This window comes from Chloracidobacterium sp., assembly GCA_016715795.1.
Lineage (GTDB): Bacteria > Acidobacteriota > Blastocatellia > Pyrinomonadales > Pyrinomonadaceae > OLB17.
On record JADJXP010000002.1, the window covers coordinates 22,632 to 39,162 of the forward strand.

Sequence of the window (16,531 nt, forward strand, 5' to 3'; positions counted from 1 at the left end):
TTTGCGCGAAATTCGTGGAACACGGCCTGAAAAGCGATGTTAAGCCTAATGGAGACAACAGTTTACAGCGTTCCACCCACGGGTGGAACACGCTCGGAACGCACCGGACATTTTGCGGTCCCAAACCTCTGTGGGACAGTTGGGACACTGGGACACGTGGGACAAATGGGACATGGGACAAGCGAAGGGCAATAGTAAAAAGATAAAAGGCAAAAGATCCGGAAATTTCTCTGCGTCTTTGCGTCTCTGCGGTTTTCTTCTCCTGCTTACTGCCTACTGCCTACTGCCTACCGCTGTTGCTGCTCAGACCCTCGACTACACCCGCTACGTCAACCCTTTTATCGGCACCGGCGGGCACGGGCATACGTTCCCTGGCGCGACGATGCCGTTTGGGATGGTGCAGCTCTCGCCTGACACGCGTATCGATAACTGGGACGGCTCAGCCGGTTATCACTATTCGGACGACATCATCTACGGCTTTTCGCACACGCATCTCTCCGGCACAGGCATCCCGGATGGGTGCGATATTCTGTTCATGCCGACTATGGGCAATACGCGATATTTCGAAAAGTTGGGCGACAAAGCTGCTGGTGTCTACGGCTCTAAATTCTCGCATGCGAACGAGAGAGCAGAACCTGGTTACTATACCGTGCGACTGGACGACGAAGAAATTCTTGCCGAGCTTACGGCTACAAATCGGGTTGGGCTACATCGGTATACGTTTCCAAAATCGGGTAAGGCGAGCGTCAAGCTGAACATGACATGGCGGGACAAGCCTCTTGACATAAAGGTGCGGACTATCAATGAGAGGAGAATTGAAGGCTATCGTCGTTCTACTTCTTGGGCTAAAGACCAAACCATCTATTTCGTCGCTGAGTTTTCGAAACCATTCGGAAATGGCAAATACAAAAAGTGGATAGATGAAGATGTCACGCTTTTCCCTGGATCAACAAGGACGATCGGATATAGCACTGCATTTGACTTCACTGTAGTTGAAGGGGAACAGATACAACTGAAGGTCGGAATTTCATTCGTCTCCATCGAAGGCGCACGCAAGAATCTCGAAGCCGAGATGCCAAATTGGGATTTTGACACGGTCCGGGCAGATGCGAAGGCGGCGTGGAATAAAGAACTATCGAAGATCGAAGTTTCGGGCGGAACACCGGAACAGACGACGAACTTTTACACCGCGCTGTATCACACGATGATCCATCCGAATGTTTTTAACGACGTTGACGGCCGCTACAAAGGTCACGACGGGAAGCTTCATCAACTTACTAACCGCAGAGACGCAGAGACGCAGAGAGGAATAGAAGCAAGAGGAAATGATTTGAAAACCTCTGCGTCTCTGCGTCTCAGCGGTGAAAGTTCTGATCATTACTCAGTATTCAGCTTGTGGGACACATTCCGGGCGGCGCATCCGCTTTATACGATCATCGATCAGAAGCGGACGGTCGATTACATCAACACCTTCATTCGCATCTACGAGCAGGGCGGGCGGCTGCCGGTTTGGGAATTGTGGGGCGAAGAGACCGACACGATGATCGGCTACCACGCCGTCTCGGTCATCGCCGATGCGATGGCGAAGGGCATCAAAGGCTTTGATTACGAAGAAGCCTATGCCGCCGCAAAACACTCAGCCGAACTCGACCACTTCGGCCTCGCGGGTTACAAGAAACGCGGGTATATCTCGATGGAGGACGAGAACGAGTCTGTTTCAAAGACACTTGAGTATGCTTATAACGACTGGTGCATCGCGCAGATGGCGAAGATATTGAAAAAGCCGGCGGATGTTGAAACATACGATAGGCGCTCCCGTTACTTCGAAGATCTCTTCGACACAAAAACCGGATTCTTCCGTGCCAAAAAGAATGCTGGCTTTGTCGAACCATTCTCGCCGACCGAGGTGAATTTTGGATTTACCGAGGGCAATTCGTGGCAGTATTCGTTCTTCGTGCCGCAGGATGTATCGCACCTGATGACGCTGATGGGCGGGCCTGAGAAATTTGTCGCGAAGCTCGACGAATTGTTTACGACAAACGCCAAACTTTCCGGTCGTGAACAGGCTGACTTGACCGGATTGATCGGCCAGTACGCCCACGGCAACGAGCCTTCGCACCACATCGCGTATCTCTACAACTACGCGCAAGAACCGTGGAAAACGCAGAAATACGTCCGCCAGATATTTGACGACTTTTACAAGAACGCACCTGACGGCCTGATCGGTAACGAAGACTGCGGGCAGATGTCGGCGTGGTACATAATGAGCGCCGGCGGCTTTTATCCCGTCGCGCCCGGTTCGCCCGTTTATGCCTTTGGCACGCCGTTGTTCCCCGAAATGACCTACCGCCTTGAGAACGGCAAGACGTTTACGAACCGGGCCAAAAATATCTCGTCAGAGAACCGGTACATTCTCAACGCAAAGCTCAACGGTGCTCCATACAAGAAAGCATTCATCACGCATCAGGACGTAATGCGCGGCGGCGTGCTGGAATTCTCGATGATCGATCAGCCCGTCGAGACGGCGTTCAATGAGTTTCCTGTATCGTCGATTGGCATCAATACCGTCGCGGTTCCGGTGATCACAGGCGAACGAACATTTGCCAACAGTTCAACGGTAACGATTTCAACACTTACGCCGAACGCAAAAGTCCATTTCACGACCGACGGCAGCGTTCCGACAAAAGCATCGAAAGTTTTTACCGCTCCGTTCAGCGTCGACCGGACAACGACGGTCAAGGCCGTCGCGATCGGTGCAAACGGCACGGCGAGTTTTCCGGTCGAAGCTGTACTAACCCGCCGACCGCACGATTGGACGGTGAAGGTACTGACGCCTTACAGCACGCAATATACCGGCGGCGGCGAAAATGCCATCATCGACGGCATTCGCGGGACGACGAATTTTGCCAGCGGCGAATGGCAGGGCATTCAGGGCAAGCCGTATGAGGCGGTGATCGATCTACGGCGAGAGACCACCATAAGCGAGGTCGGTGCGAGCTTTCTGCAAGTTGTCGGGCCGTGGATATGGATGCCTTCAAATATCAAATTTGAAATTTCAAATAACGGCTCCGATTGGTCTGAGGTCGCCAGTATCAAAACCGATGTCGCCGTCACCGATATGAAGCCGCAGATCCGCGACTATTACGCAACGATCACGCCCGTGACGGCCCGCTACGTGCGCGTGCGCGCCGACAACATCGGCAAGATCCCGTCATGGCACCCAGGAGCCGGCGGCGATCCGTGGATATTCGTGGATGAGGTATTTATTCAATGAACCTGCCTTATGAGTTGCCTCCAGCTTTAGCTGGAGGTTGAGTACTCATCCCAAACCGGCTTTAGCCGAAACCCATGCTTGGGCTAAAGCCCGATGATTATTGAACCGGTCACCTCCAGCTAAAGCTGGAGGCAATTTATAAAGGCCAGACGAAAGCCTATTGCATCTAATACTTCAGTACGGTTTATATGCCGGCGGAACTATGGACAGACGATATTTTATTAGACAGAGCGGCATAGGATTGGCGAGCTTTGGCTTGATGGCGGCTGCGCCGAAGTTTCTGCATCAGTTTGCGGCGGCGCAGACGGCGGTGAAAGGCTACGGAAAAAAGAAGGTGCTGGTCACGATCTTTCAACGCGGCGCCGTGGACGGGCTGAATATGGTGGTGCCTCATGGCGACAGCGAATATTACAACCGGCGCCGCACGATCGCGATCAAAAAGCCCGGTGTTAACGGCGGTGCGATCGACCTCGACGGCCACTTTGGCCTGCATCCGTCAATGAAGCCGTTCGAACAGTTGTGGAAAGACAAACGGCTTGCGATCATCAACGCTGCGGGTTCGCCCGACAATACGCGTTCGCACTTTGACGCCCAGGACTATATGGAATCGGGCACGCCCGGCTACAAGGGCACAAAGGACGGCTGGCTCAACCGCGTGCTGCAATCGACCGAAGCGAAAGACGCATCGCCATTCCGTGCCGTCTCGATTACCCAAGCGCTGCCGCGCTCGCTGTATGGCAGGGCGTCGTCGGTCGCGATGACGAACCTCTCGGATTTTTCGATCAAGGCCGGGCTTTATACTCATGACCTAAAGGGCGGATTCGAAGGGCTTTATCATCAGAATGCAAAAGATACGCTCGGCGAAACGGGCAAGGAAACCTTCGAGGCGGTCAACTACCTGAAACAGGCCAACCCATCGCAATACAAACCCGAGAACGGCGCCGTCTATCCGCAGACCGAGCTTGGCCGTTCGCTCAGGCAGATCGCGCAACTCATCAAGGCCGGCGTCGGCTTAGAGGTCGCCTTTGCCGAGACCGGCGGCTGGGACACGCATTCGAACCAGGGCAATCTGCAGAATCCGTCGGCCGGACAGCTAGCGAATCTCCTGCGTGATTTTTCGACTGCGATCGCGGCATTCTCGACCGACCTCGGCAAGCGAATGGACGATGTCGTGCTTATCACAATGAGCGAATTCGGCCGAACAGCACGTGAGAACGGTTCGCGCGGCACCGACCACGGCCATGCGAATGCGATGTTCGTGCTTGGGAATTCGGTCAAGGGCGGTAGCGTCTACGGCGACTTTCGCGGCCTCAAAAGCGACAAACTCTACGAAGGCCGCGACCTCGACGTCACGACCGACTTCCGCGACGTCTTCGCCGAGGCCGCATACAAGCATATGGGAGCTGACGACCTCGGAAAGATCTTTCCGAATTACTCGCCGACGAAGGAGAAGTTTCGCGGCTTTCTTTCGTGAGGTTGATTGCGCAGCGAAAAATTAGGCGGCCATCTTACTAAGGTGTCCTGGTGTACGAGAAAAGAAAAACGAAACTCCACCTGGCACCTGGGCTATCTGCGGATCGGAGTATCTCTGATTTCTTTCTTCAAGTAGCTGCTCCCATCGAGCCTTAATATCGCGCCAAGGTGTTTTAGCAATTCTTTCAACATTATACCAGTGATACAACTCTCCCCAGCTTATGAAGCATGTTCCGTTTGCAAACAACTGGTCAAGACGTGACCACAACTGTTCTTCGTGACGTTTAATCATAATGATCTGCCTCCATCGACTCTGATACTAAAGTAACAGAAGAACAAATAGATGGCAAGTATTTAGTTTAGAACATCATAAATAAATAGGCACCGGCTATTGAATTAACCTTGTCTTATTCCATTCTCCTCAGCGTCGGTAGCCCCACTATACCTTCTGCATCAGGCCCCGGCGCCGTCAGATTCTTTCCTAGACCGCATTCAACTCGAGTTTTCCGATTCTTCCGAGCTTCACGGAGCGTCTCGCGTGCCAGAGGTCATAGTTCGATTGCATCGCGAGCCAACTCTCTGGAGAACGGCCGAGAGCCTTAGATAGCCGCAAGGCCATCTCAGGACTAATTCCGCTTAGGCCGTTTAGGATGCGATTCAATGTTGAGGCCGCTACGCCCAACGTGGCGGCGAGTTCACGACCGCTGATGTCATTGGGCTTGAGATAGACCTCAGAAATAAATTCGCCGGGATGTGGTGGGTTGTGCATAGCCATTAGTGATAATCCTCGTAATCCAGGACATATGCATGTCCGTCAATAAATTCGAATGTGATCCGCCAGTTTCCATTTACCCAGATCGACCATCGACGTTGTTCGCTGCCTTTCAGAGAATGAAGGCGGAAACCCGGGATGTCCATATCTTCGATGCTCTGGGCGGTATCCAGGGCTGCCAATTGCATTCTCAGCCGTTTCGCGTGGGGTGGTTGAATTCCCGCCCGGGTGCCCGTTTCAAAGAACTTCTTTAGTCCCTTGTGACGAAACGACTTGATCATCCTGAATCATTATAGCGTGTTGCACAACACGCAACAACCGTTATTCTATGTTTCGCAACCTTAGCCGCAGTGCCTGCAGCTTGATAAACCCTTCTGCGTCGTGCTGGTCGTAAGCACCAGCGTCGTCCTCGAATGTGGCGATCCGTTCGCGGTAGAGCGAATTGGGTGAGCGGCGGCCAGTGACGACGGTGTTGCCCTTGTAGAGTTTTAGGCGGATGTCGCCGGTGACGTTCTCCTGTGTTTGGTCGATCAGCCCTCGCATGATCTCCGATTCCGGCGCGAACCAGAATCCGTAATAGACCGACTCGGCAAACTTGGTCGAGAGCGAGTCTCTGAGCCGCATTATCTCGCGATCCATTGTGATGGATTCGAGCGCGCGATGCGCGGCCATCAGGATGGTGACACCGGGCGTCTCGTAAACGCCGCGCGACTTCATCCCGACAAAGCGGTTCTCGACCAGATCGACGCGGCCGATGCCGTGTTCGCCGCCGAGATAGTTGAGATGCGACAGCAGATCGACCGGGCCGTGAGCGACGCCATCGATAGCGACGGGCTCACCTTTCTCGAACGAGATCACTACTTCTGCAGGATCATCGTCGGCATCCTGCAGCGATCTAGTCATCAGAAAAACATCGTCGGGCGGTGCTGTCCACGGGTCTTCGAGAATACCGCCTTCATAGGAGACGTGCATCAAATTGCGGTCCATCGAGTATGGTTTCTCAGTGGTAGCAGTGACCGAAATTCCGTGCTTTTCACAATACGCGATCAGGTCTGATCGCCCGGTAAAATCCCAATGCCGCCACGGCGCGACGACCGTAATGTCGGGCTGCAATGCGTAATAGGTCAACTCAAAGCGCACCTGATCGTTGCCTTTTCCCGTTGCTCCGTGAGCCACTGCATCGGCTCCCTCGCGTCGGGCGATCTCGATCTGACGCTTGGCGATCACGGGCCGTGCGAGCGATGTTCCGAGCAGATAAACACCCTCGTAAACGGCATTTGCCTTGACGGCGGTCCATACGAAATCGCTGACAAACTCGTCGCGCAGGTCCTCGACGTAGAGCCTTGAGGCACCGGTAGCGAGAGCTTTTTCTTCCAGGCCGCTCAGCTCGTCGCCTTGGCCGACGTCGGCGCAATAGCAGATGACCTCGCAATTGTAGGTCTCCTTAAGCCATAACAACATCGCCGACGTGTCAAGGCCGCCGGAGTAGGCGAGGACGATTTTGTTTATGTTCTTGGTCATCGGTAAATCGGCTACAATTATACCCGCACGGAGAGATCGATGACCAAAGATGCACGGCTGTGGGGCGGACGATTTAGTGATGCCCCGCACGAAACCTTTGCCGAGTTCAATGATTCGTTCCGGTTTGACCGGCGGCTGTTTGCGGCCGACGTGCGGGCGAGTATCGCACACGCGAATGAACTGGGCCGTTCGGGTGTGATCCCGCGCAGTGAATCAGACACGATCGTCGGCGGATTGACCCAACTGTTGATCGACGCGGAGAACAGGTCCGATTTCTTCGCTTCGGGGGCTGAGGACGTTCACGCATTCATAGAGGCGAAACTGATCGAGGCTATAGGTGAGACGGGCCGAAAGCTTCACACGGGGCGCAGCCGCAACGATCAGGTCGCGACGGCCCTACGGCTCTGGCTGCGTGATGAGATCGAGAACATCGCGGGGCTGATCGGTGACCTGCAGGCAGCCCTGGTTGACATCGCCGAGGGCTATCGCGATGCTGTTATGCCGGGCTACACGCACCTTCAGCGGGCACAGCCGATACTATTTGCCCATTGGTGTCTGGCGTATTTTGAGATGCTGAAACGCGACCGCGAGCGGCTAGGCGAAGTTTTTGCACGAGTTAACGTGATGCCGCTCGGTTCAGGAGCCCTTGCCGGAACCGGTTTTCCGATCAACCGTGACGCTGTCGCGGCCGAATTGGGATTTGACGGCGTATCGGCAAATAGCCTTGACGCCGTCTCGGATCGTGATTTTGCGGTCGAGTTTTCGGCGGCGTGCTCGCTGACAACGGTGCATCTGTCGCGAATGGCCGAGGACCTTATTGTTTACGCATCGGCGGAGTTTGGATTTGTGACCTTGAATGATGCTGTGTCGTCGGGCTCGAGCCTGATGCCGCAGAAGAAGAATCCCGACGCACTTGAGTTGCTTCGAGGAAAGTCGGGCCGCGTTTTTGGCCATAACCTATCGCTGCTCACGATGCTCAAAGGTTTGCCGCTGGCCTACAACAAGGATCTGCAGGAGGACAAAGAGGCTCTTTTTGACACCGTCGATACCGTCAAGATCAGCCTGCGTGCCGCGGCGATCGTTGTTGAGAATATCGTCGTCAATGAGGGAGCGACGATGGATGCTGCGACTCGCGGTTATCTTAACGCCACGGACATGGCCGACTATCTCGTGCGTAAGGGTGTCGCCTTCCGCACGGCCCACGAGGCCGTCGGCCGGGCCGTCTTGTATGCCATCGACGAGGGTAAAGAGTTGCATGAGCTTTCGGTCGATGAGCTTCGCGAGTTTGCATCTGAAGTCGATGACGAAGTCAAGGAGGCCCTCGATATCAGCGCGTCGCTCGCGTCAAAGGCTTCGATCGGCGGTACGTCGCCCGAACGTGTCGCGGAGGCTCTTCGTGCGGCACGAGAGTATCTCGGCACTTAAATGGACAAGACGAAACTTCTTAAGGATATTGCGGACAACGAATTGCTGCGGTTTCTCGGGGTTAAGATCGACGTGGCCGAAGCAGATCGGGTTGTGCTGACGATGGAGGTGACGCCAAAGGTCCATCAATACCTCGGCATCATGAATGGCGGCATCTCGCTTTTTCTCGCTGAGACGGCCGCCTCGATCGGCGTCGTGGCGGGAGCCGACCTGACAAAGGTCACGCCCGTAGGCATTGAGATAAACGCAAATCACCTGCGGGCCGTAAGCAAAGGGTGCATAACCATTGAGGGCAAACCGGTCCATCAGGGAAAGACGATGAGCGTTTGGGCAATCGATATCACGAATGATCGCGGTAAACTCGTCTGCACATCCCGCATCACATTGCTGCTGCAAAAACGGGTAGCATACCGGCCATCGTGAACCAATTTCTTCGCAACTTTATTACCGAATGGCGTCGGCTCGAACTGCCGACCGAGGGCGAGACGTTCGTTCTCGGCGTCTCCGGCGGGGCCGATTCTGTGAGTTTGCTGCTGGCGATGCACGAGTTGGTAAAGGCGGGAAAACTTGGCAACCGGATCATTGCCGCTCACTTCAATCACAAGCTCCGTGGAGACGAGAGTGATGGCGACGAGGCCTATGTCAGGCGGCTCACGACCGAGCGTCGTATCGAGTTGGCTGTCGGCCACGCCGAGGTCAATATTGGTGGAAATGTGGAGCAGAACGCCCGGATCGCTCGATACGAGTTTCTCAAACGCACCGCCGAGGCCGTCGGCGCGTTTGCCGTGCTGACCGCTCACACGATCAATGACCAAGCCGAGACATTCCTGATGAATCTCATCCGCGGCAGCGGCCCCGACGGCCTCGCCGGTATCCGTCCGATCCGACACCTCGCGGATCCGTCGCTATTGCTCATCCGGCCGCTATTGACGTGGGCAAAACGCGAGAATACCGAGCGTTTCTGCCGCGATCTCGCTGTCGAATATTGTTGCGACACTATGAACGAAGACACCGCGTTCAAGCGGGTGCGGATTCGCAAGATCCTGCTCCCGCTGCTCGAGGACATGAACCCGGCCATCATTGAGACACTCGCCAATACGGCCGGCCTGATGCAAGGCTCGGCTCCGCCGGAAAAAACACTGAACTCCGAAACGACCCGCGAACTCAAGCTCGCCGACCTCCGCTCGCTGCCGCAATCGACGCTTTATGCGACGATCCGCGATTGGTTCAAGCTCCATCGCGGAAATACGCGTTCCCTCGGGCTGAAACATATCCAGGCAATAGAGCGTTTGGTTACTAGCGCCAAAAGCGGCCGCGTAGCACAGGTTCCGGGAGGCAGCGTCGTAAAGTCGGGCGGGCGGCTGCGATATGAGCAGAATAAGGTTGAAAAACGACAATCAGCCCCGTAAAATCGAATATTGGCGCGTTGCCGGGCACGCCACGACAGGAACAACGCCCGGACGGCAACTTTCATCCAATGAAAGCTGCTTCGGAGGCATTTGAATTTTGAGTTCTAAAGCGAAACAGGTCCTACTTTGGTTGATGATAATCTCGAGCGCGCTCGTCTTTGTCTGGTATCTCCAGACCAAGCAGACAACGCCGCCAAAGGAATTGTCCTTTGATGCCGCGCTCACTCAGATCAAGAATAAGGACATCAAAGAGGCTGTCATAAAGCAGGATTCGCTCGAGTTGACCAACCGCAGCGACGCAAAGTTCTCAGTCCGCCTCGACGCCAGCGATTCTACACGGGACCAGATCTACGCTGCGGCAAAGGAAACCGATACGGTCATCAAGCTCGAACCGCCGTCAAGCGGCCTCGGCTGGCTTGTTCTAGTCAATGCTCTTCCGTTCATCCTGCTGATGGGCTTCTTGGCATTTACGCTCAGGCAAATGCAGGCCGGCGGCAACAAGGCGTTGAGCTTTGGCAAATCCAAGGCGAAATTGCTCAATAACCAGCAGAAACGCGTCACTTTTAAGGATGTGGCAGGCGTTGATGAAGCTAAGGAAGAGCTGCAGGAAATAATCGAATTCCTCAAGGACCCGCAGAAATTTCAGAAACTCGGCGGCAAGATACCAAAGGGCGTCCTGATGGTCGGCCCGCCGGGAACAGGGAAGACCTTGCTCGCGAAGGCAGTCGCCGGTGAGGCGAATGTGCCGTTCTTCTCGATATCAGGTTCGGATTTTGTTGAGATGTTCGTCGGCGTAGGGGCCAGCCGCGTCCGCGATCTGTTTGAGCAGGGCAAGAAGAACGCTCCGTGCATTATCTTTGTTGACGAGATTGACGCTGTCGGCCGTCACCGCGGCGCAGGCCTCGGCGGCGGGCATGACGAGCGTGAACAGACTCTCAACCAGCTTCTCGTCGAGATGGACGGTTTTGAATCGAATGACGGCGTCATTCTGATGGCATCGACCAACAGGCCTGACGTGCTCGATCCGGCCCTTCTGCGTCCTGGTCGTTTTGACCGGCGCGTTGTCGTCGGACGGCCTGACGTTCGCGGCCGCGAGGGCATTCTGAAAGTTCATACGCGAAAGATACCGCTTGATGAGGGCGTTGATGTCAGTGTGATCGCCCGCGGCACTCCCGGATTTACGGGTGCCGACCTCGCGAATATCGTCAACGAGGCCGCATTGAACGCCGCTCGCTACAACAAAAAAGTCGTTACCATGGCCGATTTTGAGATCGCCAAGGACAAGGTGATGATGGGTGCCGAGCGCAAATCGATGGTTATCTCGGACGAAGAGAAGCGCATCACCGCCTATCACGAGGCCGGGCACACGCTCGTCGGACTTAAGGTCCCGAACATCGATCCTGTGCACAAGGTCACGATCATCCCGCGCGGCATGGCACTTGGCGTGACGATGTACCTGCCCGAAAAGGATCGACTCTCGGCTTCAAAAGAGTATTTGCTCGGCCAGATCGCAATGGCGATGGGCGGCCGTATTGCCGAGGACATGTTCATCGGCAGCATCACGACAGGTGCGGCAAACGACATTGAAAAAGCGACCGAGGTCGCCCGTTCGATGGTGTGCGAATATGGCATGTCCGACCTTGGGCCGCTTACATTCGGCAAGAAGGAAGAGCAGATCTTTCTCGGCCGCGAGATCGCACAGCATCGTGATTACTCTGAGGACACCGCGATCAAGATCGACGCCGAGGTCCAAAAGATCGTTTCGACGCAATACAAACGTGCCGAGAAGATCCTAAAGGACAACAAGGACGTGCTCATCCGCCTCGCCGAGGCATTGCTCGAATACGAGACGCTTGATTCGGTGCAGATCCGTCGCGTGGTCGCCGGCCTGCCGCTCGAGGGCACGACGTCAGCGAATACCAACGATGAGGGATCGCCGCAATCAGAGGAATCGGAGGGGTCGTTCAACAATCCGATACTGCCGCTTCCCGGCAACAATCCGGCGACCGCATAGCGGTCTCAAGGTTGCTAATTGGTCCTATAGGTCGTATATGACCTATAGGGCCAATTATTTATGCACTGGAAAACCGCACGCCGAACTCTCGACCTGTCGCGCCCGCTCGTGATGGGCATCCTCAATGTCACGCCGGACAGTTTTTCGGACGGTGGAAGGTATTTTTTGCCAGACGATGCCTTGAGGCGCGCCGAGCGAATGATCGAGGACGGTGCCGATATCATCGATATCGGCGGAGAATCAACGCGTCCCGGCAGCATTCGCGTAGATGCTGACACGGAACTTGAACGAACTTTACCCGTAATTAACGCGATAACGGCCCGATTTGAAACGCCGGTTTCCATCGACACGACGAAACATCTCGTCGCTCGGGCTGCTCTCGACGGCGGCGCCGAGATCATCAACGATATTTCGGGCCTCCGTTGGGATGTGAACCTGGCCGAAATTGCAGCTCAAACCGGTGCCGGCCTCGTTCTCATGCACTCGCGCGGCACATTCGAGACAATGCATTCCTCACCGCCCGTGGGGGACATCATGGCCCATGCCAAGGACCGTTTGGCGGGATCTATCGTAAAGGCCAAGGAAATGGGTGTTGCCGACGAACAGATCGCGCTCGATCCCGGCATCGGTTTTGGGAAGACATTCGAGCAAAGTTTAGAATTGCTCTCAAACCTTGATAGACTGATAGGCGAATTCGCAGCCTATCCGATGCTGGCCGGAGTATCCAGAAAGTCGTTCATCGGCAAGATCCTTGGCGACGGAATTCCAGGCGAACGACTTGGCGGTAGCATAGCCGCCGCCTTGGCGGCTGTTGGGCGAGGGGCAAAAATTGTTCGTGTCCACGATGTTAAGGAGACTGTGACTGCGTTGCGAGTATTCAAGGCGATCGAAACCGGAGGTAACCACAATGAAAGTTAGATCTCTACTTGTCAGTTTGCTGCTTGCGATCTTCTCGATAACCGTTCTTGCCGATATCCCGCCGCCAAAAGAGGTACCGCCGACCGATTGGAGTTTTGTCCTAATGGGGGTCATCGCCGCATTTCTCGGTGGGCTGCTCTTCGTTTGGCTGGGACGAAAACTGTTCAGAAGGCCGCAATGAGATACTGGCTCATATCTGTCTGCATTGCGAGTGTCCTTTCGGTCTCAGGGTTTACCGATTGCTACAAGCCGGTGACGAGATCAGGACTGCCGCGCCACATCCGGACCATCGCCGTCCCGGCGTTTCAGTTTGAGACGCAAGGCCTCCGCTACCGTGTCGAATCACGATTTACCGATGCCGTTATGCGCGAGATCATCCGTCGGGGCAACGGGCTTAAGGTAACGGCCTCTCGCATCGGTGCTGATGCAGTGCTCGAGGGGACGATCCGCGATTTTAGTTTCTCGGGCGTTCTGCTCGACAGCGAGGGCCGAGCTCGCGTCTATGAGGTAACCGTCGTAACGGCCGTCACTATCCGCGACATTCGCGAGAACAAGATCCTCTACGACAACCAGAACTTTGTGTTCCGCGATTCGTTCGAGTTTACTTCGGACCCGCGGTCATTCTTTAATGAAGAGGACCCTGCCGTCGAACGCATGTCCCACGCATTTGCCGAATCCGCCGTCTCAGCCTTCATAAATGGCATCGGCGTCAAGGAAGAGAAAAAATAGTGGACGTCAGCGCTCTCAGGGAACAACTTCGACGCGGTGATTTCGCGCCTGTATATCTCTTGTATGGTCGTGAAGCATACCTTCGCGGCATTGCCGCCAAGACGATCGTCGAACGCGCGTTTGGCGAGGGCGACTTTCGGGATTTTAACGAGACAACATTCAGCCTGAACACAGAAGGGAACCTTAAGGCAGCGCTTACATCGGCCCGTCAGTTGCCGATGATGGCTGCTCGCCGGGTCATCCGCATCACTGACGTTCGGATCTCGCAGACCGGATTTCGCGACACCATAACCGAGGCCGATGAGCCGGTACTGACCGACTATCTTAGTTCGCCTGAGCCGACAACGGTCATTGTCTTCATCGCGGACGAATTTAACAGGTCTCGCAAGATGGGAAAGCTCCTCGAGAAGCAGACGGCATCGGTCGAGTTTGCCCCGCCTACGGGGCCCGCGCTGGCCGAGTGGGCCCGCAAGCACCTGGCTGACACCGGAGCCTCGATCGATCCGGCGGCGTTTCAACTCTTGTTGTTGCGGGTCGGTGACAACGTTGCGCGTCTCGCGAATGAGATCGATAAACTCGCCGCCGCCGCGATGCCGTCAGGGCAGATAACCAAGGATCTGATCGCCGGGCTCGTCCCTGATTCGAGTGCGATCGACAATTTTGATTTCGTCAACGAGATCATCGCCGGGCGGCCGCAGCGAGGGCTGGCCCTTCTCAAAAAGACGCTCGACGACGGCGCGGAGCCTGTAGCGCTGATCGGCGCGATGGCATTCAAATACCGCACATTGCTGTCGGTAAAGGACATGATGCAGCGCGGCGCTGACCGACGTGAGGTCGCTAATGCGGTGAAAATGCGTTACAACGATCAGGAATCGTTCTTTGCCGCCGCCCGACGCTCCGACGTCGCGAGTATTCGCCACGCCCTGCAGCGACTTGCCGAGACGGACCTCGCCATCAAGACATCGATCGGCGGCACGGGCCCGAAAGGCGCCCGCATGCAGATCGAGATGCTCGCCTGCGAACTGGCCGCCGGCTAGACAGGCGCCAGATTTGAGGCCTTGTTGAAGTAATTGTAGAGATCGTTATAGTCGCCCAGCGAACGATTGAGAATGAGCGGCAGCTGCTGCACGTCATTGGTATTCACGATCAGGTTCAGATTTCGCAGGAATGCGTCGTGGGCGTTCATGGTCGTTCCTTCGTCCTCGAGCGAGATCAGAAACAGGCGTCGCCGCTCGGACGAGTACATCGCATTTGCCTTCTGCTGAATGACAGCCGCGCCGCCCATGTCGGCGGCGAAATCCGGTGAGAACATCAGGAGTTCGGTCTTGCCCTCGCGCAAGCGTTCATTTGCCTGTGCCGGCGTCTGCGCGACATAGACCTTGTAGCCGGACTTTGCCAATAGCCGTGCCGTCTCGTCGGCTTTTTCGCCGAGGCAAAGCAAGATGCGCCGCGGCTTTTCGTCATCTTCGTCATCGACGGCAGTGGCCTTATCGGTCTGGAGTGCCGAGAGCAATGAGCGCAAGGCGGAATTCACCTGCTGCTCCGATTCTTTTTGTGCAAAATCTGCGGGACTGTCGCTCGAGGCTTCGGCGGGCTTATTGGCCGTCAGTTGATCGACCGTTGACGGAGCCTTGCCTGACGCATCCTTCTGGACACGCAGCAGATTTTGGCATCGCGGGCAGCGAACAGAGAAGGTGCCCGTCGGTATCTTTGATTCGTCCAGTTGCAGTGAAACGGAACAATTGTCGCAGCGAATGATCATAGTCGTGTGTTTATTCGATCATGTTGAGTACCGAGTCAGGGTCCGGCGGCGGCGGAGGCGGGACAGCCGGCTTGGGCAGCGGCCTGCCTGAGCCGGATTTGACATAGTCCTCGGTCGATGCAAGGCCCTTTAGCTGAAGCAGAAGGTTGTTCTGGTTCGTGGCGAATGACAGGCCGTCGTCCATCGTTATCAGGCCTTTCTCGATCATGTCGCGGATAACCGAATCGAAATCCTGCATGCCGTCCATCTCGCCGTCGCGTATAGCATCGAGCAGCGTCTTACCTTCCTGCTCGCCCTTCTCGATATATTCGCGCGTTCGCGGATTTGACCTTAGTATCTCGACCGCCGCTATACGGCCGCGGCCATCGGCCGTCGGGATAAGCCTTTGCGATACGATATAGCGAAATGTTTGTGCCAATCGCGTTCTGATCACTCTCTCTTCGTTCTTCGGATACAGGCCGATGATGCGGTCGATGGTCTTTGACGCGTCGATCGTATGAAGCGTCGAGAGCACGAGGTGGCCTGTCTCGGCCGCCTCCAATGCGATCTCGGCCGTCTCCAGGTCACGCATTTCGCCCACGAGGATCACTTTTGGCGCCTGGCGAAGCGCCGCACGCAGCGCCGACGCAAAATCCTTTGTGTCTGCCCCTACCTCACGTTGATTGATAGTGCTTTTCTTGTGGCCGTGCAGGAACTCGATCGGGTCCTCGATCGTGACGATGTGATACGCCTTGGTCTCATTGATCCGGTCGATGATCGCCGCGAGCGTTGAGCTCTTTCCCGAACCGGTCGGCCCTGTCAGCAGCACCACGCCATTGCGAATATCGGCGATCTCGGCAAGCTGCGGCGGGAGCCTGAGGGCTTCAAAACTCGGTATCTCATGCGGAATGACGCGCATGACCACCGAATATGAATTCCGCTGCTGAAAGATATTCACGCGAAAACGGCACTTGCCCGGCAGGGCGTAGCTCAGGTCCGCCGTCCGATATTTGACGAGCTGATTGGCCGCGTCCGGATTATCGCGGATCAGCGACATCGCGATCATCTCGGTCTGGAAAGCTGTAAGCTTGCCCAAGCCGAGCGGCGACGTCGGATACAGTACGCCGTTGATCTCGACCTGCGGCTTTTGATTTGCCGAGAAATTGAGGTCGCTCACGTTCTCTGACGTGAGCAGCATATGCTCAATAATGGGCGCAACATCAAGCAGACTCATGTGTGTGATTTCTTCTCCCGC

At 55.6% G+C, this 16,531-nt stretch carries 15 protein-coding genes; 10 read left to right on the forward strand and 5 right to left on the reverse strand.

Features of this window, described 5'->3' with window-relative positions; all coding sequences use genetic code 11:
* The first annotated feature begins 172 nt into the window (after positions 1–172).
* Positions 173–3,274 (forward strand): GH92 family glycosyl hydrolase, encoded by a 3,102-nt coding sequence (locus tag IPM59_05015; protein MBK9214948.1) that lies wholly within the window; start codon positions 173–175, stop codon positions 3,272–3,274.
* Positions 3,275–3,476: 202 nt separating this feature from the next.
* A complete protein-coding gene (locus IPM59_05020) occupies positions 3,477–4,748 on the forward strand; it encodes a DUF1501 domain-containing protein (protein MBK9214949.1) in 1,272 nt (423 codons plus the stop codon).
* A gap of 480 nt (positions 4,749–5,228) precedes the next feature.
* On the opposite strand, the gene IPM59_05025 is transcribed toward IPM59_05020, so the two are convergent.
* From IPM59_05025 to IPM59_05035, 3 genes are read right to left on the reverse strand one after another with little or no spacing between them, the layout of a single operon-like run.
* Positions 5,229–5,522 (reverse strand): HigA family addiction module antidote protein, encoded by a 294-nt coding sequence (locus IPM59_05025; protein ID MBK9214950.1) that lies wholly within the window; start codon positions 5,520–5,522, stop codon positions 5,229–5,231.
* A complete protein-coding gene (locus IPM59_05030) occupies positions 5,522–5,800 on the reverse strand; it encodes a type II toxin-antitoxin system RelE/ParE family toxin (protein ID MBK9214951.1) in 279 nt (92 codons plus the stop codon). The genes IPM59_05025 and IPM59_05030 overlap by 1 nt, the downstream gene beginning before the upstream one ends.
* Positions 5,801–5,840: 40 nt before the next feature.
* The gene (locus tag IPM59_05035; protein ID MBK9214952.1) at positions 5,841–7,040 is read right to left on the reverse strand and encodes an argininosuccinate synthase; all 1,200 of its coding nucleotides are present in this window, start codon (positions 7,038–7,040) and stop codon (positions 5,841–5,843) included.
* Positions 7,041–7,079: 39 nt separating this feature from the next.
* Between IPM59_05035 and argH the strand changes: the two genes are divergently transcribed.
* The 8 genes from argH (at position 7,080) to holA (ending at position 14,572) form a co-directional block, all read left to right on the forward strand.
* Positions 7,080–8,465, forward strand: a complete 1,386-nt coding sequence (gene argH / locus IPM59_05040) for an argininosuccinate lyase (protein ID MBK9214953.1) — start codon at positions 7,080–7,082, stop codon at positions 8,463–8,465.
* A complete protein-coding gene (locus IPM59_05045; protein ID MBK9214954.1) occupies positions 8,466–8,888 on the forward strand; it encodes a PaaI family thioesterase in 423 nt (140 codons plus the stop codon). It begins immediately after the preceding gene.
* Positions 8,885–9,874, forward strand: a complete 990-nt coding sequence (tilS, locus tag IPM59_05050; GenBank protein MBK9214955.1) for a tRNA lysidine(34) synthetase TilS — start codon at positions 8,885–8,887, stop codon at positions 9,872–9,874. Before IPM59_05045 ends, tilS begins: the two co-directional genes overlap by 4 nt.
* A gap of 133 nt (positions 9,875–10,007) precedes the next feature.
* Positions 10,008–11,888 (forward strand): ATP-dependent zinc metalloprotease FtsH, encoded by a 1,881-nt coding sequence (gene ftsH / locus IPM59_05055; protein MBK9214956.1) that lies wholly within the window; start codon positions 10,008–10,010, stop codon positions 11,886–11,888.
* A 60-nt stretch (positions 11,889–11,948) separates the two neighbouring features.
* Complete coding sequence (folP, locus tag IPM59_05060) at positions 11,949–12,806, forward strand: dihydropteroate synthase (GenBank protein ID MBK9214957.1); 858 nt, start codon at positions 11,949–11,951, stop codon at positions 12,804–12,806.
* On the forward strand, positions 12,796–12,987 hold the full coding sequence (locus IPM59_05065; protein MBK9214958.1) for a hypothetical protein: 192 nt from the start codon (positions 12,796–12,798) through the stop codon (positions 12,985–12,987). Before folP ends, IPM59_05065 begins: the two co-directional genes overlap by 11 nt.
* Positions 12,984–13,535, forward strand: a complete 552-nt coding sequence (locus IPM59_05070; protein MBK9214959.1) for an LptE family protein — start codon at positions 12,984–12,986, stop codon at positions 13,533–13,535. The genes IPM59_05065 and IPM59_05070 overlap by 4 nt, the downstream gene beginning before the upstream one ends.
* Positions 13,535–14,572, forward strand: a complete 1,038-nt coding sequence (gene holA, locus IPM59_05075; GenBank protein ID MBK9214960.1) for a DNA polymerase III subunit delta — start codon at positions 13,535–13,537, stop codon at positions 14,570–14,572. The genes IPM59_05070 and holA overlap by 1 nt, the downstream gene beginning before the upstream one ends.
* Here holA and IPM59_05080 read toward each other — a convergent pair.
* Both IPM59_05080 and IPM59_05085 read right to left on the reverse strand, forming a co-directional pair.
* Positions 14,569–15,297 carry a zinc-ribbon domain-containing protein gene (locus tag IPM59_05080; GenBank protein MBK9214961.1) on the reverse strand — a complete coding sequence of 243 codons (729 nt, stop codon included), beginning with the start codon at positions 15,295–15,297 and terminating at the stop codon, positions 14,569–14,571. The two genes, holA and IPM59_05080, sit on opposite strands and share 4 nt — an antisense overlap.
* 10 nt (positions 15,298–15,307) lie before the next feature.
* On the reverse strand, positions 15,308–16,510 hold the full coding sequence (locus IPM59_05085) for a PilT/PilU family type 4a pilus ATPase (protein MBK9214962.1): 1,203 nt from the start codon (positions 16,508–16,510) through the stop codon (positions 15,308–15,310).
* Between the last annotated feature and the right edge of the window lie 21 nt (positions 16,511–16,531).

Coding starts and splice junctions, on each gene's coding strand:
- IPM59_05025 (MBK9214950.1), bottom strand. CDS start 5,522: ATGGCTATGCACAACCCACCACATCCCGGCGAATTTATTTCTGAGGTC.
- IPM59_05085 (MBK9214962.1), bottom strand. CDS start 16,510: ATGAGTCTGCTTGATGTTGCGCCCATTATTGAGCATATGCTGCTCACG.
- IPM59_05065 (MBK9214958.1), top strand. CDS start 12,796: ATGAAAGTTAGATCTCTACTTGTCAGTTTGCTGCTTGCGATCTTCTCG.
- IPM59_05045 (MBK9214954.1), top strand. CDS start 8,466: ATGGACAAGACGAAACTTCTTAAGGATATTGCGGACAACGAATTGCTG.
- IPM59_05070 (MBK9214959.1), top strand. CDS start 12,984: ATGAGATACTGGCTCATATCTGTCTGCATTGCGAGTGTCCTTTCGGTC.
- IPM59_05015 (MBK9214948.1), top strand. CDS start 173: ATGGGACAAGCGAAGGGCAATAGTAAAAAGATAAAAGGCAAAAGATCC.
- IPM59_05080 (MBK9214961.1), bottom strand. CDS start 15,297: ATGATCATTCGCTGCGACAATTGTTCCGTTTCACTGCAACTGGACGAA.
- IPM59_05035 (MBK9214952.1), bottom strand. CDS start 7,040: ATGACCAAGAACATAAACAAAATCGTCCTCGCCTACTCCGGCGGCCTT.
- IPM59_05030 (MBK9214951.1), bottom strand. CDS start 5,800: ATGATCAAGTCGTTTCGTCACAAGGGACTAAAGAAGTTCTTTGAAACG.
- folP (MBK9214957.1), top strand. CDS start 11,949: ATGCACTGGAAAACCGCACGCCGAACTCTCGACCTGTCGCGCCCGCTC.
- argH (MBK9214953.1), top strand. CDS start 7,080: ATGACCAAAGATGCACGGCTGTGGGGCGGACGATTTAGTGATGCCCCG.
- IPM59_05020 (MBK9214949.1), top strand. CDS start 3,477: ATGGACAGACGATATTTTATTAGACAGAGCGGCATAGGATTGGCGAGC.
- ftsH (MBK9214956.1), top strand. CDS start 10,008: ATGATAATCTCGAGCGCGCTCGTCTTTGTCTGGTATCTCCAGACCAAG.